Origin of the sequence: Microbacterium sp. cx-59 (assembly GCF_020805625.1) — a bacterium.
Classification (GTDB): domain Bacteria; phylum Actinomycetota; class Actinomycetes; order Actinomycetales; family Microbacteriaceae; genus Microbacterium.
In genome coordinates this window covers 80,867-104,337 of the sequence record NZ_JAJHGO010000006.1, presented here as the reverse complement: position 1 = coordinate 104,337, position 23,471 = coordinate 80,867, and the positions used below count along the sequence as shown (strand labels likewise).

Below are 23,471 nucleotides of genomic sequence, written 5' to 3'. Positions count from 1 at the left end.
GGGAGAACATGAACAGACGACTGAACGTCGCCGTCATCGGCGCAGGGTACTGGGGGCCGAATCTGGCGCGGAACTTCCGCGCCGGCGCGGACTGGAACCTCGCGTCGATCTGCGACCTCGACATCGATCGCGCCCGTCGCGTCGCCGACGCCGTCGGCGGAGTGCCGGTGACAACGGATCTGCAGGCGGTGCTGCGCGATCCGCTGATCGACGCGATCGCAATCGCGACACCCGCGCGCACGCACCATCCGATCGCGCTCGCTGCGCTCGCCGCGGGGAAGCACGTGATGGTCGAGAAGCCGCTCGCCGACACCCGCGAACGCGGTGAGGAGATGGTGCGGGCCGCCGAAGCGAACGGTCTCGTCCTGATGGCCGACCACACCTACTGCTACACACCCGCGGTGCTGAAGATGAAAGAGCTCATCGCCGACGGCGCGCTCGGCGACATCCTGTTCGTCGACAGCGTGCGCATCAATCTCGGACTCATCCAGCCCGACGTCGACGTCTTCTGGGACCTCGCCCCGCACGATCTGTCGATCATGGACTTCGTGCTGCCCGGCGGCCTCGACGCCGCATCCGTCGCTGCGCACGGCTCCGACCCGCTCCGCACCGGCAAATCCTGCGTCGGCTACCTGGCTCTGCCGCTGAGTTCGGGCGCCATGGCGCACGTGCACGTCAACTGGCTGAGCCCGACCAAGATCCGCCAGATGGTGATCGGGGGCACGAAGCGCACCCTGGTGTGGGACGACCTCAACCCGCAGCAGCGCCTGAGCGTCTACGACCGGGGCGTCGACATCGACAGCGTCTCGAAGGTCACCGGCGTCGACACCCGCGCCGCGAACATCTCGTACCGGCTGGGTGACACGTGGGCCCCGGCGCTGCCCGAACGCGAAGCGCTCGGCGGGGTCGTGGCCGAGTTCGCCGCAGCGATCCGCGAGCGGCGCCCCGCGCGCACGAGCGGAGCCGCGGGGCTCCGGGTGCTCTCGATCCTCGGGGCCGCGGCGGAGAGCGTCGCCGCGGGCGGCGTGCCGACCCCGGTGTTCTCCGCCGCGCGTGCGGTCGAAGGAGTGGCGGCATGACCCGGCTGAGCGGTGCCGTGGTGCTCGTGACCGGGGGCGCCGGATTCATCGGCAGCCACCTCGTCGACGCCCTGCTCGACACCGACGTCGCGGAAGTGCGCGTCGTCGACAACTTCGCGACCGGTTCGCGCGCGAATCTCGCGAGTGCTCTCCGGGACCCGCGCGTGCACCTCGCGGAGCACGACGCCCGCGACCAGGTGGCGATGGCGCGCGCCGTCGCCGGCGCGGACGTGGTCTTCCACCTCGCCTGCCTCGGCGTGCGGCACAGCCTGCACGATCCGCGCGAGAACCATGACGTGAACGCCACGATGACCCTCGATCTGCTCGAACTCGCGCGCCACCGCGGCGTCGGACGCTTCGTGCACGTCAGCTCGAGCGAGGTCTACGGATCCGCGCAGTACGCGCCGATGGATGAGGGGCATCCGACCTTCCCGGAGACCGTCTACGGCGGCGCGAAACTCGCCGGTGAGGCATACGCCCGCGCGGCGTTCCGCACCCACGGATTTCCGGTGACGGTCGTGCGACCGTTCAACGCCTACGGTCCGCGGAGCCACTTCGAGGGCGACAGCGGCGAGGTCCTGCCGCGCACCATCGTGCGCGTGCTGGCCGGCGAACCCCCGATCGTGTACGGCGACGGGGAGCAGTCGCGCGACTTCACCCACGTCACCGACACGGCGCGCGCCATCATCGCCCTCGCCGAGTCCGACGAGTCGATCGGGCTCACGGTCAACGTGGGTTCGGGCAGCGACGTCACGATCAATCGGCTCGCCGACATCGTGCGCGCGGCCGCCGGGCGCGAAGACCTCGCGGTGCTGCGCCTCGATCCGCGCCCGGGAGACGTTCGTCGCCTGCTCGCCGAATCCTCGCTGCTCGGCCGGCTCACCGACTTCGCGCCGCGCGTGCCGTTCGACGAGGGTGTGCGCGACCTTCTCGCGCACATGCGGGCGAGCGAGTCGAGCCCGGCCGAGATGCTGTCCCAGGTCGCCGAGCGCAACTGGGCCGTCGGAGCGTTGGCCGGTCGTGGCTGAGCGCACGCAGACGGCGATCGTCGACGAGGCTCCGCCGCGGATCAACGTGATGGTCCCGTGGCTCGGCCAGGAGGAGATCGACGCGGTCGCGGAGGTGATCGCGAGCGGATGGGTCGCCCAGGGGCCGCGGGTCGCCGAGTTCGAACGCCAGTTCGCCCTCGCGATGGAGGTGCCGCACGCGGTCGCCACCACGAACTGCACCAGCGCGCTGCACCTCGCGCTGATCGTCGCGGGCGTCGGCGCGGGCGATGACGTCGTTATCCCGTCGCTCTCTTTCATCGCCACCACGAACGCCGTGCGGTACGTCGGGGCGAACCCCGTGTTCGCCGACGTCGACGCGATGACCGGCAACGTGACGGGTGAGACCGTGCGCCGCGCGCTGACCGAACGCACGACGGCGGTGATCGCGGTCGACCAGGGGGGAGTCCCGGTCGACCTCGACGATGTGCGCGCCGTCACCGACGCCCGCGGCATCGTGGTCATCGAAGACGCCGCGTGCGGCGCCGGGTCGCAGTATCGCGGGCGACCCGTCGGCCACCGCGCCGAGCTCACCGCCTGGTCGTTCCACCCGCGCAAGGTGCTCACCACGGGTGAGGGCGGGATGCTGACCACCCCCCGCGCGGAATGGGCGGCACGCGCGCGACGCCTCCGGGAACACGCGATGAGCGTGTCGGCGACCGACCGTCACGAGTCGGTGCTGCCGCCGGCGGAGCACTATGGGGAGGTCGGCTACAACTTCCGGATGACCGACCTGCAGGCGGCCGTCGGCATCGTGCAGCTCCGAAAGCTGCCCGCGATCGTGCGCCGACGCCGGGAGATCGCCGAGATCTACCGGGAGGCGCTCGCGGACGTGCCCGGGCTCCGTCCGGTGCGGGACCCCGCGCACGGCACCGGCAACGCGCAGTCCTTCTGGGTCGAGGTCGGCGACGACTATCCGCTCGATCGCGATGGCCTCCTCGCCGCTCTCGCGGAGGGTGGTATCTCCGCCCGACGCGGCATCATGGCTGCGCACCGGCAGCCGCCCTACCGGCATCTGGTGCCGGCGGCGGGGCTGCCGGTCACCGACCGCATCACGGATGGCACCCTCATCCTGCCGATCTATCACGCGATGACGGATGCCGAACTGGCCCGCGTCATCGACGTGCTGCGCGGGGCGCGCCCGTGACCGCCGGCGTGCTGCTCGTGGGGGCGAGCGGACTCGCGCGCGAAGTCGTCGCGGCCGGAATGGTCGGGATCACCGGGATCCTCGACGACGATCAGCGTCTGCACGAGACGGAGATCGACGGGGTACCCGTGCTCGGCCCGGTGGCCCTCGCCGCCGAGCGACGCGACCGGCTGCTGGTGTGCATCGGCCCGAGCGCGGCCCGGCGGTCGGTGGTGCGGCGCCTGCGCGCCGCGGGCGTCGACGACGCGCGGTACGAGACGTTCGTCGCCCGGTCCGCCCGCATCGGTTCCTCGAGCGCCATCGGCGCGGGCACGATCGTGCTCGACGGCGTGGTCATCACGGCGCACGCCCGCGTCGGCCGGCACGTCGTCATCATGCCGAACGCCGTCATCACGCACGACGACACCGTGGCCGACTACGCCACGCTGGCCGCCGGCGTCGCCCTCGGCGGCCGCGTCGCGATCGGCGAAGGCGCGTACCTCGGCATGCAGAGTTCGGTGCGACCGGACGTATCGATCGGCGCGGACGCGGTGATCGGAATGGGTGCGGCCGTGCTGCACCAGGTGCCCCCCGGAGAGACCTGGGTGGGCGTGCCCGCCCGCCGGACGGAGGAGAAGCGATGAGCACGGTGACGACAGCCGCACCGAAGACGGATGCGGAGGCGGTGCCGTTCCTCGACCTCGCCGCGCAGCAGGCCGAGGTCGCCGACGAGGTGCTGCGAGGCTGGGAACGCCAGCTGCGGACCGCCGCGTTCATCGGCGGCGCGGACGTGGACGCCTTCGAACGCGAGTACGCGGACTACATCGGCGTCGCTCACGTCGTGGGCGTCTCGAACGGCACCGACGCTCTGGAACTCGCCTACCGGGCGCTCGGGATCGGCCCGGGAGATGAGATCATCATGCCGGCCAACACGTTCATCGCCACCGCGGAGGCCGCGTCCCGTCTCGGCGCGGTGCCGGTGTTCGTCGACATCGACGACACCTCGCTGCTGATCGACCCGGCCATGATCGAGTCGGCGATCACATCGCGCACCCGCGCGATCGCGCCCGTGCACCTGTTCGGACAGACCGCCCCGATGGGACTGATCTCGGCGCTCGCCCGCCGTCACGACCTGTTCGTCGTCGAAGACGCCGCGCAAGCGCAGGGAGCGTCGGGTCCGAGCGGGCGGGCGGGCTCGCTCGGCCACGTGGCCGCGACCAGCTTCTACCCGGGAAAGAACCTCGGCGCCGCGGGCGACGCGGGGGCGGTCCTCACCGACGACCCCGCGCTCGCCGCCCGCGTCCGCACGCTCGGTGCGCACGGCAGCTCGGTGAAGTACGTGCACGATCGGGTCGGGATGAACGCGCGCCTCGACGCCGTGCAGGCGACCGTGCTGCGCGCGAAGCTTCGGCGACTCGACGGCTGGAACGGCGCGCGCCGATCCGCGGCGGACCGGTACGCCGAGCTGCTCGCGGATGTTCCGGGCGTCCGGCTGCCGGTTTCTCGCCCGGGTAACGACGACGTCTGGCACCTGTATGTGATCCGGGTGGACGAGCGCGACCGCGTCCTCGCCGAGCTCGGCGCGGCCGGGATCGGGGCCGGGATCCACTACCCGACGCCCGTGCATCTCACGGAGGCATACGCCGACCTGGGATACCGCCGCGGGCAGTTCCCGGTCGCCGAAGCCGCGGCAGACCGCATCCTGTCGCTGCCGATGTTCCCGCACCTGACCGCCGCGCAGCAGCACCGAGTCGCGGAGGGTGTGCGGGATGCCGTCCGGGCCCGCTGAGCGGCCGCACCGTCGCCGCGGGCGCCCGGGGGTGAGCACGTGGTGATCGAACGCGAGGCGAGCGCGCCTCTCGCGTCCCGCGCGTCGGCCGGCGCTGTCTGGCTCACCCTGCAGAACTGGGTGACCCGGCTGAGCGGGTTCGTGACCGTCGCCATCCTGGCGCGGTTGCTGACCCCCGGCGAGTTCGGTCTCGTGGCGATCGCGATGACGGTGCTCTCGATGGTCTACCTCTTCGCCGACCTCGGGTTCACGACGTACGTCGTGCAGGCCACGACCCTCACGCCGCGCACGACGACGACGACCTTCTGGGCCTCGACCGGGCTCGGGCTGCTGCTCGCCGGCGTCCTGATCGTCGCCGCGGTACCCATCGCCGGGTTCCTCGGGACTCCGGATGCGGCCGCGGTGATCATGGCCGTCGCCCCCGCGGTGGCGATGGTGGCGCTCGCGGCCACGCCGACCGCGCTCATGCGCCGCGGGATGCGCTTCCGTGCGCTGTCGATCCAGGGCGCGGCGGCGGCCGTCATCGGCCAGGTCTGCGCCCTCGTTCTCGCGTTCAGCGGGTTCGGTGTGTGGGCGCTGATCGCGCAGATCCTCGTCTCCCAGGGGATGACTCTGCTCCTCGTATGGAGCACGGCGCGGTGGTGGCCGCGCGGATGGCCCGACCGGAAGCTCCTTCCCGAGATCATGGGATTCGGTTCGAAAGTCGTCGGCGTCGACTTCGCGGCGATGGCACGGCTCTGGGCAGAGAACGCCGCCGTGACCCGTGTCCTGGGGGTTGCCGCGCTCGGCCAGTTCGGGATCGCGCAGCGCCTGGTGTTCACGGTGCGGGATCTGATGGGCTCGGCGATCGCGCCCGTGTCGACCGTGGTGTTCGCGCGCGTTCGCGGCGACAGCGGCCGGCTCGCCGCCGGGTACGGCCGTTCTCTCGCGCTGTCGTTCATGGTGATGGCCCCGGCCCTCGCCTGCGTCGCCGTGCTCGCCCCGATCCTCGTGCCGCTGCTGTTCGGTCCGCAGTGGACCGCGAGCATCCTCCCCGCCGTCGCCCTGGCGTTGGCCGGCATCGTGGGGCTCTCGGCCACCCTCGACCACGGCCTGTTCTACGGGCTCGGCAAACCCGGCCGGTGGCTCGTCTACGCGGTGGTCATCGAGACCGTGCAACTGGCCGTCACCCTCGTCGTCGTGCGGTACGGGCTCGACGCCGTCGCGTGGGGGTTCGTGGCGACCTCCGCCGTCGCGACCGTCGTCCGGTGGTTCCTCGTCGCCGCGCTGCTCGAGCTACCCGTGCGGCGGGTCGTGGGTCTCAGCATCCGCCCGCTCCTCGGCGTCGCCGTCTCGATCGCCGTGGGCGCCCTCGCGGCCGCGGTCCTCGATGGTGTGCTCGGTGCGCCGGCGTTCGTCGTGCTGCTGGCGGTCGGCCCGCTGGTCGTGCTCGCGCACCTCCTGATGGCGCGGATCCTGGTTCCCGCTGCGCTCGCCGACGCGAGATCGCTGCTGCTCTCGCGCTTCGGACGTGGTTCCCGGATGCCGACGGAGGTGCCCGAATGAGGGTCGGACTCCTGCCCGCCGCGGAGACGCAGCCCACGGTTCTCGTCGTCGTGCCCTGCTACAACTACGGGCACTATCTGCCCGCGTGCGTCGACAGCATCCTGGGTCAGACCGGTGTCTCACCGCGCGTGCTCATCATCGACGACGCCTCGACCGACGACAGCGCGTCGGTCGCGCGTGCGCTCGCGGCACGCGACGATCGGATCGAGGTCGTCGTGCACACCGCGAACGTCGGACACATCGGCACGTACAACGAGGGTCTGTCGAGCGCCGAGACGACGTACGTCGTGCTGCTGTCGGCGGATGACCTGCTCGCGCCCGGCGCCCTCGGGCGCGCGGTGCGGGTGATGGAGTCCGATCCGCGGATCGGCCTCGTCTACGGTCACCCGCAGAACTTCGAGGGGGAGCCCGACCCGACGCCGTCGAGGGTCACGACGTGGACGGCGTGGACGGGCCCGGAGTGGATCGACCGGCAGTTCCGTCGCGGGCTCAGCATCATCTACAGCCCGGAGGCCGTGGTGCGCACGGCCGCGCACCGGCAGGCCGGGTGGTACCGACCGGAACTTCCGCACTCGGGCGACCTGGAGATGTGGCTGCGACTGGCCGACGTCGCGCACGTCGCCCGGATCAACGGTCCGGATCAGGCGTACCGGCGGGTGCACGAGGCGAGCATGATGCACACGGCGTTCGCGACCCCGTTGGCCGATCTCGAGCAGCGCCGCGCCGCCTACGAGTCGTTCCTCGACCGCTCGTCGCTGCCCGCTGCGCGCGTCGCACGCCTTCGCCGCACGATGCAGAAGCGGCTCGCCGCGGAGGCGATCGGGTGGGCGTGCGACCGGCTGAGCGAACCGGCGCCCCTCCCGGGCGCCGAGATCGACCGGTGCCTGGCCTTCGCGCTCGCGACCTGGGACGGCGCCCACCGCCTGCCCGGGGTGCGCGAGCTCGCGCTCCGGCGGAGCCCCTCGTCGGCTGCGGGCGACCGCATCCGCATCCGGCTCGGATCCGCGGCGCGGAACGTCGCGGGTCGACTGCGCTGGCGACGCTGGAGGTACCTGGGCACATGAGCGCCGCACGCACGATCCGGCGGGTGGCCTTCGTGCACCCCTCCCGGGGGCCGCTGACCGAGCGGGACTGGTCGGGAACACCCGCGGGCCTGGTCACCGCGCTCCGCGCGCGGGGCATCGAGGTCGATGAGATCGGGTACGACGTGCCCGCGCCCGTCCGCGCGGCTGTCCATCTGCTGGCGCGCGCTACCACGCCGAACCCGACCGCCGCCGAACGCAGCCCGCTGAAGGTCTGGCTGCGCGAGCGTTCGCTCCGGCGCCAGCTCGCCCGGGTCCCTCCGGTGGACGCGGTCATCGCGGTCGGCACGGACTGCTTCCGCCTGGGGCGGCTCGAGGCGTCGGCGCCGACCGCCACCTACGACGATGCGTCTCTCAGTCGGATGTGGGCGCACCCGGACTCCGACATCCGCCAGGCCGGCTTCCGCGAGGCCGATGTCGTGCGGTGGATCGCGGTGCAGCGTGCGTCGCAGCGCGCGGCGACCGTCGCCTGCGTCAGCACCGCCTGGGCGGGTCGCTCGCTCGTGCGCGGCGACCGGATGCCGGAAGAGCGGATCGCGGTCGTCGGAATGGGGCACCGGCCCCGGGACGACGGCGGGGAGGCGTCGCGGGACTGGGCTTCGCCCACGTTCCTGTTCATCGGGGTCGATTGGCGCCGCAAGAACGGGGATGCGGTGCTGCGTGCCTTCCGTCGGGTGCGTGCGGACTTTCCCCGGGCGACGTTGCATCTGGTCGGGGCGCACGAGCGCGTCGACGAGGACGGGGTCATCGACCACGGACTCCTCGCCCGCGAGGATCCGCGGGCGCAGGCAGAGCTCGACGGCGTTCTCCGGAGCGCGACGGCGTTCGTCCTCCCGAGCACGTTCGAGCCCTTCGGCATCGCCTACCTCGAGGCGGCATCCGCGGGTCTGCCGGTCATCGCGACCACCGAGGGCGGCGCGGGGGAGATGCTCGGCGACGCGGCGATCACCGTCGCACCCGGTGACGACGACGCCATCTTGCGCGCGATGCTGATGCTCTGCCGGCCGCAGGAGGCGGAGCGGCGGGGCCGGCTGGCCCGCGCCGCCGCCCGCGAGTCCTCGTGGGGTCACGTCGCGGGGCGCATCCTGGACGCGCTCGAATCGGCGGCGGCCCCCGAGCGGGAGGCGAACCGCGCGCGCTGATCACCGGAGTGTCGACGCGCGTGCAGAACCGCGCGCCGACCCTTGCGCGCGCGATCCCTGGGCGCTGACCCGTGCGCGCCGACTCTTGCGCGCGCCGACCCCTGCGCGCCGACCCCTGCGCGCTGACCCTGCGCGCCCGCCGGTCAGGCGCGCGGGTGACCGACGCGGGTGAGTTCGTCCGCGACCAGGGCGGCGGTCGCCTGTTGCGTCTCCTGCCACGAGCGACCGACCACCGACGCGGCGACGCGGGCGGCGTGCGCGTCGCGGTCGGGGCGCCGGACGGCCCTGATGAGCTCTTCGGCGAGGGCGGACGGGGTCGCCCGCGCCCACCCGGCGTGCAGGTTGTCGAGGTCCGCTCGCGGAAGCGGCGAGTCGTTAACGACCGCGATCGCCCCCGCCGCGAGAAGTTCCTCGGCCACCAGCGAGATGTTCGTGAACGAGAGGGCGAGGCCCGCGACCACGGTGTTGTAGAGCGCGTTGAGGGCCGTCGGGTCGAGGTTGCCGTGCGCCACGTGCGGGAACGGCGCATCGTCGACCGCATCACCGTAGATATGGATCGGTTCGTCGGGGCACGCCTCGTGGAACGCACTGAGCGTTCGGATGGCGAGCGCGAAGCCGCGGCGGTCGTTGCTGCGTTTCGCGTAGAACACGACCCCCCGGCGCGGGCCGGCGGGCGGCAACGCGCGGTAGATCTCGGTGTCGCAGCCGAAGGGCACGAAGTCGCTCGCGGCGTCCACCTCGTCTCGCAGCGCATCTTGCACCATGTGGCCCAGGGCGATGTGACGGAACCCGAAGCGGTAGCTGTCCTGCGCGAGGGCGTACTCGGCGCCGTGCGGCGCGAAGTAGGGCTCGTAATCCTGGATGAAGTACAGCAAGCGCCCCTCGTCGACCCGGGATGCGGCGACGTGCGCGGTCGGCCACGAGGTCGCGACAACGGCGTCGTAGCCCGTGATCCGATCGGGCACGGGCCGGATGTCGGCGGTCATCCACGGCCACGCCCGCCGGACCACGTCGGCCTTGCGAGCGAATTCGCCGCCGTGGCGGTCGTAGAGGAGGAGAGTCGTCTTCTGCCCCGCCTCGATCGCTGCCGCCATCATCCGGAACTGGGTCGTGTGCCCGCCCGAACCCGGTCCGGGAGGTGCCGCGAGCCACGCCACCTCCGGCGCGCGATCGACGTTCCGCTCCCGTTCGACCGGTGGCCGGAGGGTCGCGGAATCCGCGAGATCCTGCGACAGCAGCGGAAACTCGAGCTCGTGCGCGCGCAGTCTGGCGGTCAGCCGCAGCGCGGCGTACTGCGCCAGATATCGCGGCGAACGCCCGCGAACGCGCGCGAGCAGACGTCGTCCCCCAGATCCCATGCATCCCCCCACGAGTGCGTGCGCAGGCGCACGGTCGTGCGTCCCCATCCTGCTCGAGGAGAGTATCGCATGCCGCGGGGGAGGTATAGAGTGAGCGCACGATCCGAATGGCTGGGGGCCGACGGTGACAACTGGGGGATTTTCAGGCGCGCCTTCGCGCCTCCGGATGAGGCGGGGAACCGCATCCGGTTCATCATCGTGCCCGGCGTTCGTGCGCCCGAGGCGTGCGACTGCGGCACCGTGGTGCGTCGTCGGCCGTTTCGGCATGATCGGGGTGCGCCATGACTGAGCGTTCGCCCCGCGTGCTCTACGTGCGGACGGAAGGGCGCGGCGCCGAGCCACGGGCCACGCGTCGCGCGCGGGAGCTCGCCGGGTCCGTTCCGCGCCGCGTGCTTGTCGAAGAGGCGTTCGGCTTCGATCTGCTCGGCGAGTCCGACATCCGCGCACTCACCGGCTGGCGAGGGCGGATGCTGCGCGCCGTGCCGATGCCGCTGGCCCTCGCCGCCGAGGCGCTGCGGCGGAGCCCGGACTACGACGTCGTGCTCACCTGGGCCGAGCGCTTCACGGTCGCCGTCGCCGGCGCGCTGCTGCTGCGCCCGCGCCGCCGCCGGCCGCGTCACGTCGCGATCCTCGACTGGGTGTCCAAGCCCGTCGTCCGCATCCCGCTTCGGCTGGTCCGCCGGGGCGTCGACCGCGTGCTCACCTGGAGCAGCGTCCAGGGCGCCGTCTGCGTCGACCGCATCGGATTCCGGCCCGACCAGGTGCAGCGCATCGAGCACCCCGTCGACGAGAACTTCTTCGCACCGCTCGACGCGACCCGGGTGCAGGTCATGTCGGCCGGTGAGACCCAACGCGATTTTCCGACGCTGATCCGGGCGGTCGACGGCTCCGACATCGTCACGACGATCGCGGCGGGGCGGATCGGCGCATTCGGCGGATTCCGCACGCGCCTGCGATCGGCCGAAGACCTGCTGACGGCGCCCCCCGGGGTGACGGTCGGCCCGCTGTCGCCGGTCGAGCTCCGGGCCGCGTACGCGGCGGCGTACGCGGTCGTCGTGCCGCTCGTCGAGGCCGAGAACAACGCCGGGATCAGCGTGGTCCTCGAGGCGATGGCGATGGCGCGACCGGTGATCGTCACCCGCACGGTGGGCCAGGTCGATGTCGTCGAAGACGGTCGCACCGGCTTCTACGTGCCGCCCGGCGATGCCGGCGCGCTTCGCGCGAAGATCGACTACCTGCGCGAGAACCCCGACGTCGGAGACGAGATCGGGCGCCGCGGGCGCGCCGAGGTTCTGGCCCGGCACCGCACCGAGGACTTCGTGGCCGCCGTGCGGGGCGGTGCATCGTGACGGTCCAGGAGTTGCTCGTGGTCGTGCTCCGGCGGTGGTACATCCTCGTCGGCGTCCTCGTCGTCACAGCCTGTGTGGGGATGCTGTTCGCCCGCGATGACGGACTCTTCGTCACCCGCACGGCCGTCACGTTCGAGGCATCCGATCCCGGTCCGTGGGAGACCGACGGGTCTCGCGAGACCGGCGTGATCTCGCTCGCCATCGCCGTCTCCCAGCAGGTGGGCGTCGGATCGGATGCCGCCGCGTACGCCGCATCCGATGCCCCGTACTACGGCGCGGGGATCCGCCAGGGCGTGCGGGTGAGTGTTCCGGACTCGGGCGGCCAATGGCAGGCGAGCTACACCCGCGCGGCGATCATCATCGACGCGGTATCGCCCGACCGGGCGTGGGTGGAACGGCAGCAGGCCGAGAAGATCCAGGCCGTCGACGCGGCCGCCGCCGCGCTGCAGGTCGGGATTCCGGCATCCGCTCGAATCGACGTCGATGTCGAACCGCTCAGCACGGCCATCCAACAGGTGGGACCGTCGCGGCTGGGCCAGATCCTGGGGTTCACCGCGCTGGCCGCCGTCGGACTGCTGATCGGGTCCGCGGCGGCGGTATGGGGGGATCGGCGCGCGGTCGCGCGCCGGATACGGGTGACGCGCCCGGAGAGACGACGCGTCGGGGGAAAGGAAGTCGTTCGATGAAACTCGCCGATGTGATCGGGGCGCTGCGCCGACGGTGGTACGTGCTGCTGGCTGGAGTGCTCGTTGCCGCGGGGGTGTCGTCGTTCCTCTGGTCGACGGTGCCGCCGGAGTACGAGCGGACGGGCACTCAGCTACTGCTTCCGGGGCTCGCGACGATCCCCGAGCACGCCAATCCATACCTGTTCGTGGGTGGGCTCTACCAGATCGCCGATGTCGTGGTGCGGGCGATCGGACCCGACGACATCGCTGAGGCCACCCGGGACTATCCCGGCGCCGATGTCGTCGTGGGGCGGGATCAGGCTGCGGGAGCGGTGCTCGTGGTCACGGTGACGGCGTCGAGCGATGCCGACGCCGGTGCCGTGCTCGACACAATGCTCGGAATCACCGGGCGAACGCTCGATGAGCTGCAGAACGAGCAGCGCATCCCCGCGGACGAGCGGGTCGTCATCACCCCGCTGACGGCGGCCGACGAGAGCACGGTCATCCAGAAGACACGTCTCACGGTGACCGCCCTCGCGGGCGCGGCCGTGCTGCTTCTCGCGCTCGGCATCGCGGTGGTCCTGGACGGCATCGTGCGGGCACGTCGCCGAGCGCGCGCGGGGGCGATCCCGCGCGAGCAGGATGCCGCGGGCGGCGGTCGGGCGGGCGATGACGCGACGCGCGACGATACGACGGGCGGCGATACGACGGGCGAAGCTGCGGTGGGCGCAGCATCCGTCGGCGTCGTCCGCCGGCCCCTGGCGACGATCGATCCGGTCGAGCCCGTGAGCTCCCGCTCGGAGCAGCTGCGCGACGACGCGGAGCCGCCGGCCGGCGCGGATCACGCGGAGGCCGAGGGTGAATCGGCCGGCGAGCCGTCGCCGACGGGTGCGGTGGCGGACGCCGACGCGGGTGACGAGAGTGCCGCCGCGGACGGCGGTGGTGGTGAGCGGGATGCGGAGCCGGGCGCGGACACGGACACGGACGCGGAGCCGGAGCCGGGCGCAGACGCGCTCCCGCCCGTGGCGGCGGCATCCGCGGGTGGGCCGCGCGGGGCGGACGCGCGCCCCGCGCGGAACGGTCGCACCGGCGGTTCCGCGGCACGGGCGCGGTCGCTGGTCGGAAAGCGGCCGACCCGCTGATGGACGCGGTGGCGGGCGCGCGATACACGCCGATCGCGGCGTCGCGGCACAGTGTGTCGCGGCGACCCGGGATGGATGCGGTGTCGATGCTGACGGTGTACATCGTGCTGCTCTACGGCTTCCCGTCGAACCTGGCGTTGTCGTTCCTCGGCTCCTACGGGCGGCCGCAGTTTCTCTGGGGGCTCGTGCTGCTGCTGTGGTGGGTGTTGTCGCGCTTCCAGCCGCCGACGCTGCCGCGGTCGGTGTCGCAACCCGTTCGGCTCGCGCTCTGCGTGCTGCTGGTCGTCTTCCTGCTGAGCTTCGCGCAGGCGATGCTCCGCGGTCAGCCGGCCGATCAGATCAGCCCTGCCGTGTCGTCTCTCGCGCGCCTGCTGTCGTGGACCGGAGTCGCACTCGTCGCGATGGACGGCATCCGTACGATGGACGAACTGATGACGCTGGTGCGCCGCGTCGCGCTCGCCGGCGGGCTGGTGGCCGCGCTCGGGCTGCTGCAGTTCGCGACCGACCAGCCGATCATCGACTTCCTGAGCGGCCTTCCCGGCTTCAGCGGCGACGCCGGAGGCATCGACAGTCGCGGCGGATTCATCCGTGCGTCGGGCACCGCCACGCATCCGCTCGAGTACGCCATCGCGATCTCGGTGGCTCTCCCGCTCGCCGTGGCCAGTGCGATCATCGGCGATCACGGCCACAAGCGGCTGCGCTGGTGGCTGCCGGTCATGACGGTCGCGATGGCCTCGTTCCTCGCGGTGTCGCGCTCGGCCGTGATCGGTTTCATCGTCGCGACGGTCGCGGTGATCCCCGGGCTCCCGCGGCGCTTCCGAGGTGTCGTCATGGTCGTGGTGGTCACGGCGTTCGTGGGGGCGATGCTGACCGTGCCGGGCCTCTACGGCACGATCGTCGGCATGTTCCTCGGCATCGGCACCGACACCAGTACGCAGTCGCGCACCGTGGCCCTGGATCTCGCTCCGCAGTTCCTGGCGTCGTCGCCGCTGCTCGGTGCGGGCACCGGAACGTTCCTGCCGCGGTACCGCATCTTCGACAACGAGTGGATCCATACGGCCGTCGAGGTCGGCATCCTGGGCGTCGCCGCGCTCGCGGCGCTGTTCGCGGTCGCCATCTGGAGCGCCTGGCGGGCGAGCCGCGAGTCGTCGCTCGAGGATCTGCAGGTCGTGGGCCGGTGCCTGGCCGCCTGCGTCGTGACGATCGCGGTGCTGTTCTCACTGTTCGACGCGTTCGCGTTCCCCATGGCCCCCGGAACCGCGTTCCTCATCTTCGGGTTGTGCGCGGCGGCGCGGACGGTCGGGCGTTCCGACCGCTGGCTCTCGCACACCTGGGTCGCGGAGCTGGACGGGATGCGGGAGTTCCCGCCTCCGCTGGTTCCCGTCGCCGCGTCTCGCGCCGGCGGGTGACACACCGCGCCACGCGCGTCTTCGCGCCCGTTGTGTCTGCATCCGCGGGTTCGGGGCACGATATTTCGTTCGGGGCGCGATTTTCGTGCCCCGAACGTAGGATTGCGCCCCGAACCCGGAGGACGTGACTCGCTGCCGCACCCCGCGCCGGCGGGTGAGACCCGGGTCAGCGGCGGATGAGGCGGGCCTTGACTCGATCCCAGCCGTCCTTGCCGAGCACCGCGAGGAGCACGCTCTTCGCGGTGGCGCGGACGAGCTCGCGCGCCGCACGTACCGGCGCGCCGACGCAGCGATCCGCGAGGAGGGACGCCCGGGTGGGGGTCACGGCTGGCAAGGCCGGCGCGAACCGTGCGCGGTACGCGGCCGGATCCACCCGGGTACCGCGGATGCGGTTGCTGACGTTGCCGCCGTGCACCACCTGCAACCACGCGGGCGCGCCGGCCTCGGTGACCGCGGGATAGTGGCGGGGGAGGAGCGTGTGCCAGTCGTTCCAGGTGGTGCCCGGAGACTCCCACGACTCCACGACGCTGCAGAACGCGTTCCGGCGATCGCGGCGCAGGTACAGATCGTCGCCGTGCGCGATGAGGCCCGACGTCAGATAGATCACGGCGTGCCGATGACGGCGCGCGAGACGCTGCAGCCGCTCGACGAAGTCGTCGGCGAGGGCGTCGTCGTTGTCGAGGTTCGTGGTCAGCAAAACGTCCCCGGATGCGCCCGTGAGCGCGCGCGCATCGGCCGCGACATCGACCCACGTGACCGCGTCCCTATATAGAGGAGTGAAAAGTCCGCGATCGACGTACGGGCGGAGCCGATCCAGCAGCCAGGCGGGGCTCTGCGGGTCGAGGTAGACGATCCACGGAACGCCCCCCACCGTCTGCCGGTCGACGGAGGGAATCGTGTAGCGCTCGAACAGGTCGATCCGTTCGCGGAGCCATCCGTCGCGCGCGCGCACCAGACTCTCCGGGCCGGGCGTGGGCAGGTTGAAGCGGGTGAGGAGCACGTGATCGACGGACACCTCTGCGGCCTCGGGTCCGGCGGCTCCGGCTAGCCCGGCGGCCCCGGCGGCCCCGGCATGCCCGGCGGCCCCGGCGGCCCCGGTGGCTCCAGCTTCAGTCCGACCCAGCCCGTCCGCGCCCTCGGCCCGCGGAAGCTGCTGCCACCGGGCCCGCCGACGGAGCGCCCAACGCGCGCGGGCATGCGACGGGTCGCGGCGGAGTTCTTCGCCCGCCATGATCGCCGCGCGGAAGGCGCCGGCACGGGCGGGAGCGTGCTTGTCCATGTACCGCACGCGGTTCACGATCGTGAGCGCGACGAGGTCGTCCGAGACGCCCGACCCGCCGCCGCGGTGCACGACGACCGCGGACGGGTCGAACTCGATACGCCAGCCGTCTTCGCGGAGCCGGCGCTGGAAGTCGGTCTCCTCCGAGTAGAGGAAGAACCGCTCGTCCCAGGACCCGACGGATGCGGCGGCGGACGAGCGGATGAGGAGGGCCGCGCCCGTGGCCCAGTCGATCGAGTGGGCGTCCCGGTACCGGCGCGGATCCCGGACGTACTCCGAGAGGGCGGCGGGGCGCGCCGGCCACATCCGTCCGAAGAGACCGTCGGCGGCGGCGCGGAGGACGCCCGGCTCGCGGCGGAGCGAGGGGTAGACCGAGCCGTCGCCCTGCTCGATCAGCGGCACGACCGCCCCGATGGCCTCGTGCGAACGCAGGCGTGCGAGCATCGCCGACACGGCGCCGGCACGCACGCGGAGGTCCGGATTCAAGACCAGCACCGCCTCCGCGTCGCCGACCGCGCGCATCGCGATGTTGAGGCCGCCCGCATACCCGTGGTTCCCGCCCGTCCGGAGCGCGACGACGTCGCGGTGCGCCGCGGCCGCGTCCCACGTGCCGTCGTGCGACGCGTTGTCGGCGACGATGACCCGGATGCGGCAGTCCGCCGCCTCGATGCGAAGATCCGCGATCAGCGCATCGAGGTCGGCGGCGCTGTTGTAGGTGACGATGAGCACCGCCACCTCGACGGCACCGATGCGGTGGAAAGCGCCGGTCGTCGCCTGCGCCGACGGGGCGAAGAAAGCGGAGGCGGGAGCGGCGGGCGACGTGATCGTCACGGTCGGGTCCTCTGTTCGTGTGGGTGGTAATGATCGTCGGGCGTGCGAGACGGCGCGCGCCGGAGAGCGACGGGCGCGGCGCCGCTGTGCCAGGGTGGGACCGTGAACCGACGGCGCATCGCTCTGATCGTGGCGCTGGCGGTGTACGGCCTCGCGGCGCTCGTTCTGCTGATCTCGCCGATCGGCCCCGGCGAGATCGTGGCGGCGGTCACCGGGTGGGTGCAGAACGATCTCGGGTGGAGCACGGTTCGGCAGGGCTGGATCGAGTTCGGCGCCAACATCGCGCTGTTCGTGCCGCTCGGCTTCCTGCTGACCGGGCTGTTCCGCCGCCCCTGGTGGGGATTCGCGCTCGCCCTGGTGCTCTCGATCGGGGTCGAGCTCGTGCAGATCCTGCTCCCGGCGCGGTTGCCCAGCCCGCGCGACGTGCTCGCGAATGCGCTCGGCGCCGCGGTCGGCGCGGCGATCGCGTGGGTCGTCCTCATCCGTCCGTCCCGTCGTGCACGACGGCCGGCGACCAGGCGTGGGCGATGAACACGCGTGCGTTGCCGGAGCCGTCGGCGGCGAGAGCCCAGATGTCGGAATCACCGGGCACGTCGTCCCGCGGAAGGCCGTACAGGATCGTGTCGTCGTCGAGCCACTCGATCTGATCGTCGATGCCGCGCGCTTCGGGCAGCAGCCGAACGTCGCCCGTGCCGATGTCGTAGACGGCCGGCGTCCAGCGCGCGTCGGGGCCGGAGCCCGCGGTGAGTCGCTTGAACGCGATCCGCGTGCCGTCGGGTGAGAGCGACGGGCATTCCACGTTCTCGGCGAGGGCGGTGAAGGTGCGCGTGGCGATGTCGCCGCGCACGAGATACGTCGTGCCCGCGGAGGCTATTCCGACCGTCGCGTAGAAAGAGGTGTCGTCGATGAAGGTGACGCCCCAGTAGTTGCGGTCGACGGGTGCACTCGGTGTGCCGTCGATGAGCAGCGTCCACTGTTCGAGATCGCCGAGATCCTCGCCGTCCCGGCGGTGGATCGACGTATCGGTGGAGAAACCGACGGTGGCGTACGAGTGACCCGTCACGAAGGCGGTCGTCGCGACCAGTTCGCCGCTCGGCGAGATCCGCGTGCGAGAGGGGATGCCGGCGAGCGGCCACTGTGCGAGAGGTGTGCCATCGAGGCGGGTGATCTCGGCCGTGTAGCTCGGGGTGATGCCGCGCACCGTGCGCACGCACGAGATGATGCCGGCATCCGCGTCGACACGGTCGCACACCGCGTCGCTCACGGCGCGTTCGCCCTCGGGGGCGACGACGCTCACGCTCGCGACGTGCCCGTAGCCGCGGCCGGATGCGGTGCTGCGGAACACGATACGACCCTCGTCGATCGCGGCGGGCCCGCCCGTCGCCACCTCGCTCGTCGCGTTCGCGCGCTCGTCGTACTGCGCCCAGGCGACCGCGCCGGCCGCCGCGGTGCCGCCGAGGGCGACGAGGGCGACGCCGGCGATGATCGCCCAGGCGCGACGCGGGTTCACGCGGGCACCTGCCGGGCGGACGACAGGAACGGCCGCAGCAACAGCAGCACGAGGGGAATCGCGACGGCGAGGGCCGCGGCGACGATCAACAACGACACCTCGGGCCCGACGGTGAACCAGAGCACGCCGAAGCCCGCGGCCGAGAGGAAGCGCGAGACGGCGACGACCGTCTGCGCGGCGGCGATCCCGGTGCCGCGGTTGTCGGGCGTCGTGAGTTGCGCGGCGAGGGCAGCGAGGACGCCGTCGGTTGCGGCGTAGAACGCGCCGAGGAAGAAGAGGCACAGCACGGTTGCGACCGCGTCGTCCCACGCGAGCACCGCGACCACATAGGCGGCGAGCAGGCCGAGGTGACCGAAGACGAACACGCGCGCGCGGCCGATGCGATCGGCCAGACGCCCGAACGGGATGGCGAACGCCAGGAAGGCGACGTTCGTGCCCACGTAGAGCAGCGGGAACCACTGCGCCGCGAAGTCGCTGCGGGACTGCAGAACGAGGTAGACGAATCCATCGCCGATGGTGAGGATCCCGAGCAGCCCGGATGCGGCGAGCACCCGCCGCATCGGGCCGCGCCAGACGTCGGTCATCCGCGCCCGCGCGGGCCGATCCCGCGCGAGCCGATCCCGCGCAGGCGCCGCCGTGGCCGAGAGCGCCGCCCCGGATGCCTCCCGGTCGGGTGAGAGCGCCGCATCTGTCTTCCCGCGGCTCCGGAGGTTCGGCACGATCAGCCCGAGGATGAGCACGCCGATCACGGCGAACGCGAGCGATGCGGTGAAGACGATCGCGTAGCCGTCCGGAACGACGAGCAGGATCACGAACGCGATCAGGGGCCCGAGAGCCGCCCCGATGTTGTCGAGCATCCGGTGCACGCCGAATGCGCGTCCGAGGTCGGCGGGCGGCGAGGCGATCGTGATCATCACGTCGCGGGGTGCCGTGCGGATGCCCTTCCCGATGCGGTCCGCGACGATCACGGCCGAAAGCGCGGCGAAGCCGCTCGCGAAGAGCAGTCCGATGCGCGCGACCATGGCGGTGGCGTATCCCGCGAACGCGACCCACTTCGGGCGGTCGATGCGGTCGGACGTGTAGCCGCTGGCGATGCGCACGATGGCGCTCACACCCTGATGAAGCCCGTCGATGAGTCCGAACGCGATGACCGACAGGCCCAGCATCCCGGTGACGTAGAGCGGAAGAACGGCCGAGACGGACTCGGAGGAGATGTCGGTCAGCATCGAGACGACGCCGAGCGTGATGACGGTCGATGAGACCGTGCGGACGCCGCGTGCACGCGGGGCGGAGCCGGTCGATGCCGGGGCGTTTCGGAGCGAGATGTACATGTCACTCCGTCCGCAGGGTTGCGAACAGGGAGTACACCGTGCCCGTGCCGGTTTCGACGACGTCGAGGGTGACGGATGCGGTGTCGCTCGCGAAGAGCTGGTTCTGCACCGATGCCTCCCGGGCGAGGAGCCCGAACGAGGCCCAGAGCTCGCGGAAGTGCGTGCGGATCTCGTCCGCCCCCCGGTCGGAGCGCGCGGTGAGGGTGACCTGCAGGGTGGTTCCCTCGGGTGACACCGAGCTGTCGATCACGTCGTCGCCGGTGGCCGGACCGACCACGCTCGCCGGAAATCCCGTCACCAGGTGGCCGCTGGCGGATGCGGCGGCGGGAAGCGGCGCCGAGACGATCGGCGGGTCCGCCTCGCGTGGCGGGATGCGGTTCGGATCCTCCCCGCTCGTCGGGGGCAGCACTTCACTCCCGTCGACGGGTGTTGCTCCCGGCGCGGGCCCGCGGCGCTCGCTAGCGTCCGCGGTCTCACCGTCCGGTGCATTCTGACCCGCGACCGTCGGTGCGCTCTCCGATGCCGGGCCGCCGCCGAAGCCGCCGCCGATGCCCAGCGCAACGGCCACGCCGATGAGTGCTCCGACAGCGGTCAGCGCCACCACGATCACCGCCCTGGTCGGGCGGTGACGTGGTGGTGCCGGCGAGGTCGATACCTCGGTGTCCATTTCTCCCCCTTCGAACCGCGTTACGGACGCGGCGGCCGTCTGTCATCCGGTGGGGCCTCATCGACCCACAGGGCGGACACGGCCGGACGGGGGGAGCGCCCGACCGTGCCCGCGTGTAGGTGGCGGGTCATGCTCGACCGGGTCTCGACGACCGTCGGACGGCCAGATAGGCCGGGGGTCCCTCGATGAGGTACCTCCGAGCCAGCCGTCGAGGCTCGAGCACGAGCCGCCACATCCATTCGAATCCCGCCGCGCTCACCCAATGGGGCGCGCGCGAGACCCGACCGGCCAAGAAGTCGACCACGGCTCCGAAGGCGAGCAGAACACCCGCGCCCGTCGCCTCCGCGTAGTCGTTGATCCACTTCTCCTGCCGGGGTTTTCCCAGGCACACGATGATGATGTCCACTCCCGCCGCACGGATCTCGGCCGCCAGAGCGAGCGAGGATTCGCGCGAGGACAAAGCATCGCGTGTCGGAGTCCAATGTCCGACGAAGGTCATCGTCGGCCAGTCTGTGGTGAAGCGCCGGGTGAGGGCGCCCCGAATCTCATCGCTGCCGCCGAGGACGGCGACGCGGGCACCGCTGGCCTGCGCGTCGGTCAGGACGCCGGTGATCAGGTCGCTACCGGCCAGACGCGGCCAGGGCGTTCCCGTCATCCGGAGTGCCTGTCGGGCGATCGGTGCGCCGTCGATCAGGTTCATCCATCGCGTCGCCGAGGCGACGGGCGCGTCGCCGTGGAGCGATGGCAGGTGGTGAATGTGATCGAGGTTCACCGAGGCCACCGCGAGCGGCGACGAGGTGCGTGATCGTGCGGCATCGGCGATCGCCTCGCGGGCGCCGGCCGCATCCGTCAGATGCACGAGGGTGTCGGCGATCGTGATGGCCGGAAAGCCGACGGGGGTGGGTCGCGGTGCCACCGGCACGCGGACGGGAATGGAGCGACGACCCGTCAAGACGGGCGTCGTCGCGACACGCATAGCCATCAGTAGGCTCCCTTCGCGCGCAGGACGACTCCGGCCGTGCGCAGCATGATTCCGATATCGCTCGGTACCGACCAGTTCTCGACGTAGTGCAGATCGAGCCGCACGCTCTCCTGCCACGACAGGTCGCTTCGCCCGCCGATTTGCCAGGGACCGGTGATCCCGGGCCGCAGGTACAGGCGCCGGAAGACCGGGTCGTCGTACTGACGCACCTCGCTCGGCAACGGAGGGCGCGGTCCGACCACGCTCATGTCGCCGCGGAGCACGTTCCAGAACTGCGGCAGTTCGTCGATGGAGTATTTGCGCAAGATCGCGCCCACCCGGGTCACGCGCGGGTCGCGGCGTACTTTGAACAGCGCGCCCGCCGCCTCGTTCGCGGCGGAAAGCCCGGCCAGCTCCGACTCGGCGTCGGGCCGCATGGTGCGGAACTTGACGATGTCGAACTCGTGGCCGTCGCGGCCGACCCGGCGCTGACGGAAGAACACGGGCCCGGGCGAATCCAGTCGGATCGCGGCGGCGATCAGGGGGGTGACGAGGGCGATGGGCACGATCGCGCACGCCGCCGCCAGCACGTCCATCACGCGCTTCACCCGATGGGGCGCTCCCGTGTACGTCGGGATGCGGAGATTCATCAGGGCGAGTCCCGGCGCGGTGCGCAACGACATGCGGCCCGCGGCGACGTCGGTGAGGAGCGTTGCCACCGTGAGGCTCGTGGCGGTGCCCTCGAGCTGCCAGCTCAGACGGCGGATGAAATCGGCGTCATCGGTGGCGCCGGCGACCATGACGATCTCGGCGTCGATCTCGCGAGCCAACTGCGCCGCGGCGACGGCCGGACCGAGGATCGGCACGCCCCCCGGTGACGCCGCCGAAAGGTCGGGGACGACGGTCGACTCGATCGCGTGAGCTCCTACCAACGCCGTCCCCACGACGTGGTAACCGAGTCGACCGTCGCGTTGCAGCGTCCGGGCCAGGATGTCGAGATCGGCCCGAGAGCCGACCAGGAGCGTCCTCGGCGAGGACAACCGGCGGCGGCGGGGGGCCCACCGACGCCAGAACGTGCGGTTCAGGAGAACTGCTGCGAGCGCGACCGGCACACCGAGCAGCACCTGCACGCGCAACTCGGTCGACGGTGCGACCGTGTTCACGCTCGCCCCGGCCGCGAACACGAACACCGCGGCGGCGATGAGCCGGCGGTACTCGGATGCGGCCAGGATCTCGGTGGACCTGCTGCGCGTCGCCGCGAGCGCGATCAGCCAGACGGCGATCCCGCCCGCCGCGATGCTGCAGAGCAGCGCCACGTCGACGGCCGTCGGCCCGGCGGCGGCAATGCCAACGGTCGCGGCGCTGACGACGGCGGCGCCGGCCGTGAGGGCCGCCGCATCCGTCGCCGTCACCAGGGCGCGATGTCGCTGCCGATCACGCAGACGCCTGAGCAGCGTCGCCGTCGGCCGCGGCGTTGCGACGGACTCGAGCGTCAGCGCGCTCGCCGTCAGCATGCCGACACCCGGTCGCCGAAACGACCTCGTTCGTTGCCATTGCGGCGCGTCGATTGCGCACGCATGCCACGTTCCATCCCCATGAACGTCATTCCCCAGATTTCAGGCCCGGACCGAAATCCGTGCCTCCCCAGTGCGGACAGAGCCCGCGTTCCCCAGTGCAGGGTTCCGGTTTCCCGGATCCTACGTCGCGGCGAGCCCGATTCCCATATCGGGTCGCCCCTCGGAACACCGACCCCTCGGTGATCCGACTCCGCGTTCAGCGGCTGACGTGGGCCGAGCATGACACACGCCGGCCGCAATCACAAGTGCGCGAGTCGGACGACGTCGGTTCGGCTTCGAAAATGACGTCGGGCCCCTTGCGCCTCGCTCTAGTGAGCAGAATGCACAAGAGGCCCTGACAAACGTGAGCAGATCCCCCAGATCTAGGCCACGTTGCCCTTGCCGTGATGTGCCGGTGCGCTCCCCAAAGCGCTTCGGACTGCGGCATCCGTCACGCTACTCCAGGAATGCCTTGTCCCCCAAGTGGTGGACAAATCTATTTACTTCGAGAGTGCTGCTGGTGTAGGAAGATCGTGAAAAATCAGGGGATACGTTTCGGTGAGATGTGGGGTAACGTTCACCCCGTTATTCAAATGCGGTGCCG

At 71.7% G+C, this 23,471-nt stretch carries 20 protein-coding genes; 13 read left to right on the top strand and 7 right to left on the bottom strand.

The genetic code is table 11. From position 1 onward, the window contains the following. Positions 1–8: 8 nt before the first annotated feature. The 8 genes from LMI96_RS06915 to LMI96_RS06880 are packed head-to-tail and all read left to right on the top strand — an operon-like array spanning position 9 to position 8,809. Positions 9–1,079: a Gfo/Idh/MocA family protein gene (locus LMI96_RS06915; RefSeq protein ID WP_228360953.1), complete on the top strand. Its 1,071-nt coding sequence runs from the start codon at positions 9–11 to the stop codon at positions 1,077–1,079. Continuing rightward, entirely contained in the window at positions 1,076–2,107 is a 1,032-nt protein-coding gene (locus LMI96_RS06910) for an NAD-dependent epimerase/dehydratase family protein (protein ID WP_228360952.1), read from the top strand. The genes LMI96_RS06915 and LMI96_RS06910 overlap by 4 nt, the downstream gene beginning before the upstream one ends. Positions 2,108–2,156: 49 nt before the next feature. Next, complete coding sequence (locus LMI96_RS06905) at positions 2,157–3,272, top strand: DegT/DnrJ/EryC1/StrS aminotransferase family protein (RefSeq protein ID WP_228361029.1); 1,116 nt, start codon at positions 2,157–2,159, stop codon at positions 3,270–3,272. Then, complete coding sequence (locus LMI96_RS06900; RefSeq protein WP_228360951.1) at positions 3,269–3,895, top strand: NeuD/PglB/VioB family sugar acetyltransferase; 627 nt, start codon at positions 3,269–3,271, stop codon at positions 3,893–3,895. Before LMI96_RS06905 ends, LMI96_RS06900 begins: the two co-directional genes overlap by 4 nt. Next, positions 3,892–5,040, top strand: a complete 1,149-nt coding sequence (locus LMI96_RS06895) for a DegT/DnrJ/EryC1/StrS aminotransferase family protein (RefSeq protein WP_228360950.1) — start codon at positions 3,892–3,894, stop codon at positions 5,038–5,040. The genes LMI96_RS06900 and LMI96_RS06895 overlap by 4 nt, the downstream gene beginning before the upstream one ends. Before the next feature lie 39 nt (positions 5,041–5,079). Then, positions 5,080–6,585 (top strand): lipopolysaccharide biosynthesis protein, encoded by a 1,506-nt coding sequence (locus LMI96_RS06890; RefSeq protein WP_223721735.1) that lies wholly within the window; start codon positions 5,080–5,082, stop codon positions 6,583–6,585. After that, positions 6,582–7,649: a glycosyltransferase family 2 protein gene (locus LMI96_RS06885; protein ID WP_228360949.1), complete on the top strand. Its 1,068-nt coding sequence runs from the start codon at positions 6,582–6,584 to the stop codon at positions 7,647–7,649. Before LMI96_RS06890 ends, LMI96_RS06885 begins: the two co-directional genes overlap by 4 nt. Beyond that, entirely contained in the window at positions 7,646–8,809 is a 1,164-nt protein-coding gene (locus LMI96_RS06880; RefSeq protein ID WP_228360948.1) for a glycosyltransferase family 4 protein, read from the top strand. The genes LMI96_RS06885 and LMI96_RS06880 overlap by 4 nt, the downstream gene beginning before the upstream one ends. A 143-nt stretch (positions 8,810–8,952) precedes the next feature. On the opposite strand, the gene LMI96_RS06875 is transcribed toward LMI96_RS06880, so the two are convergent. After that, entirely contained in the window at positions 8,953–10,167 is a 1,215-nt protein-coding gene (locus LMI96_RS06875) for a glycosyltransferase family 1 protein (RefSeq protein ID WP_228360947.1), read from the bottom strand. A 281-nt stretch (positions 10,168–10,448) separates the two neighbouring features. On the opposite strand from LMI96_RS06875, the gene LMI96_RS06870 reads away from it, so the two are divergent. Genes LMI96_RS06870 through LMI96_RS06855 form a run of 4 tightly spaced genes read left to right on the top strand, consistent with a single transcriptional unit; the run spans position 10,449 to position 14,732 of the window. Beyond that, positions 10,449–11,516: a glycosyltransferase gene (locus tag LMI96_RS06870; protein ID WP_228360946.1), complete on the top strand. Its 1,068-nt coding sequence runs from the start codon at positions 10,449–10,451 to the stop codon at positions 11,514–11,516. After that, positions 11,513–12,202, top strand: a complete 690-nt coding sequence (locus LMI96_RS06865) for a hypothetical protein (protein WP_223721740.1) — start codon at positions 11,513–11,515, stop codon at positions 12,200–12,202. Before LMI96_RS06870 ends, LMI96_RS06865 begins: the two co-directional genes overlap by 4 nt. Next, the gene (locus LMI96_RS06860; protein ID WP_228360945.1) at positions 12,199–13,323 is read left to right on the top strand and encodes a hypothetical protein; all 1,125 of its coding nucleotides are present in this window, start codon (positions 12,199–12,201) and stop codon (positions 13,321–13,323) included. Before LMI96_RS06865 ends, LMI96_RS06860 begins: the two co-directional genes overlap by 4 nt. Further along, complete coding sequence (locus tag LMI96_RS06855) at positions 13,323–14,732, top strand: O-antigen ligase (protein WP_228360944.1); 1,410 nt, start codon at positions 13,323–13,325, stop codon at positions 14,730–14,732. The genes LMI96_RS06860 and LMI96_RS06855 overlap by 1 nt, the downstream gene beginning before the upstream one ends. Before the next feature lie 166 nt (positions 14,733–14,898). Here the strand turns inward: LMI96_RS06855 and LMI96_RS06850 are convergent, their stop codons facing one another. Beyond that, a complete protein-coding gene (locus tag LMI96_RS06850) occupies positions 14,899–16,842 on the bottom strand; it encodes a glycosyltransferase (RefSeq protein WP_228360943.1) in 1,944 nt (647 codons plus the stop codon). 102 nt (positions 16,843–16,944) lie between these two features. Between LMI96_RS06850 and LMI96_RS06845 the strand changes: the two genes are divergently transcribed. Next, positions 16,945–17,373, top strand: a complete 429-nt coding sequence (locus LMI96_RS06845) for a VanZ family protein (RefSeq protein ID WP_228360942.1) — start codon at positions 16,945–16,947, stop codon at positions 17,371–17,373. On the opposite strand, the gene LMI96_RS06840 is transcribed toward LMI96_RS06845, so the two are convergent. From LMI96_RS06840 to LMI96_RS06820, 5 genes are all read right to left on the bottom strand, one after another. Continuing rightward, positions 17,321–18,352: a hypothetical protein gene (locus LMI96_RS06840; RefSeq protein WP_228360941.1), complete on the bottom strand. Its 1,032-nt coding sequence runs from the start codon at positions 18,350–18,352 to the stop codon at positions 17,321–17,323. The genes LMI96_RS06845 and LMI96_RS06840 overlap by 53 nt on opposite strands. Then, positions 18,349–19,683: an MFS transporter gene (locus tag LMI96_RS06835; RefSeq protein WP_228360940.1), complete on the bottom strand. Its 1,335-nt coding sequence runs from the start codon at positions 19,681–19,683 to the stop codon at positions 18,349–18,351. The genes LMI96_RS06840 and LMI96_RS06835 overlap by 4 nt, the downstream gene beginning before the upstream one ends. 1 nt (position 19,684) lies before the next feature. After that, positions 19,685–20,350 (bottom strand): hypothetical protein, encoded by a 666-nt coding sequence (locus LMI96_RS06830; RefSeq protein WP_228360939.1) that lies wholly within the window; start codon positions 20,348–20,350, stop codon positions 19,685–19,687. 127 nt (positions 20,351–20,477) lie between these two features. Next, positions 20,478–21,332: a WecB/TagA/CpsF family glycosyltransferase gene (locus tag LMI96_RS06825; protein ID WP_228360938.1), complete on the bottom strand. Its 855-nt coding sequence runs from the start codon at positions 21,330–21,332 to the stop codon at positions 20,478–20,480. Beyond that, complete coding sequence (locus LMI96_RS06820) at positions 21,332–22,825, bottom strand: sugar transferase (RefSeq protein ID WP_228360937.1); 1,494 nt, start codon at positions 22,823–22,825, stop codon at positions 21,332–21,334. Before LMI96_RS06820 ends, LMI96_RS06825 begins: the two co-directional genes overlap by 1 nt. Positions 22,826–23,471: the final 646 nt, after the last annotated feature.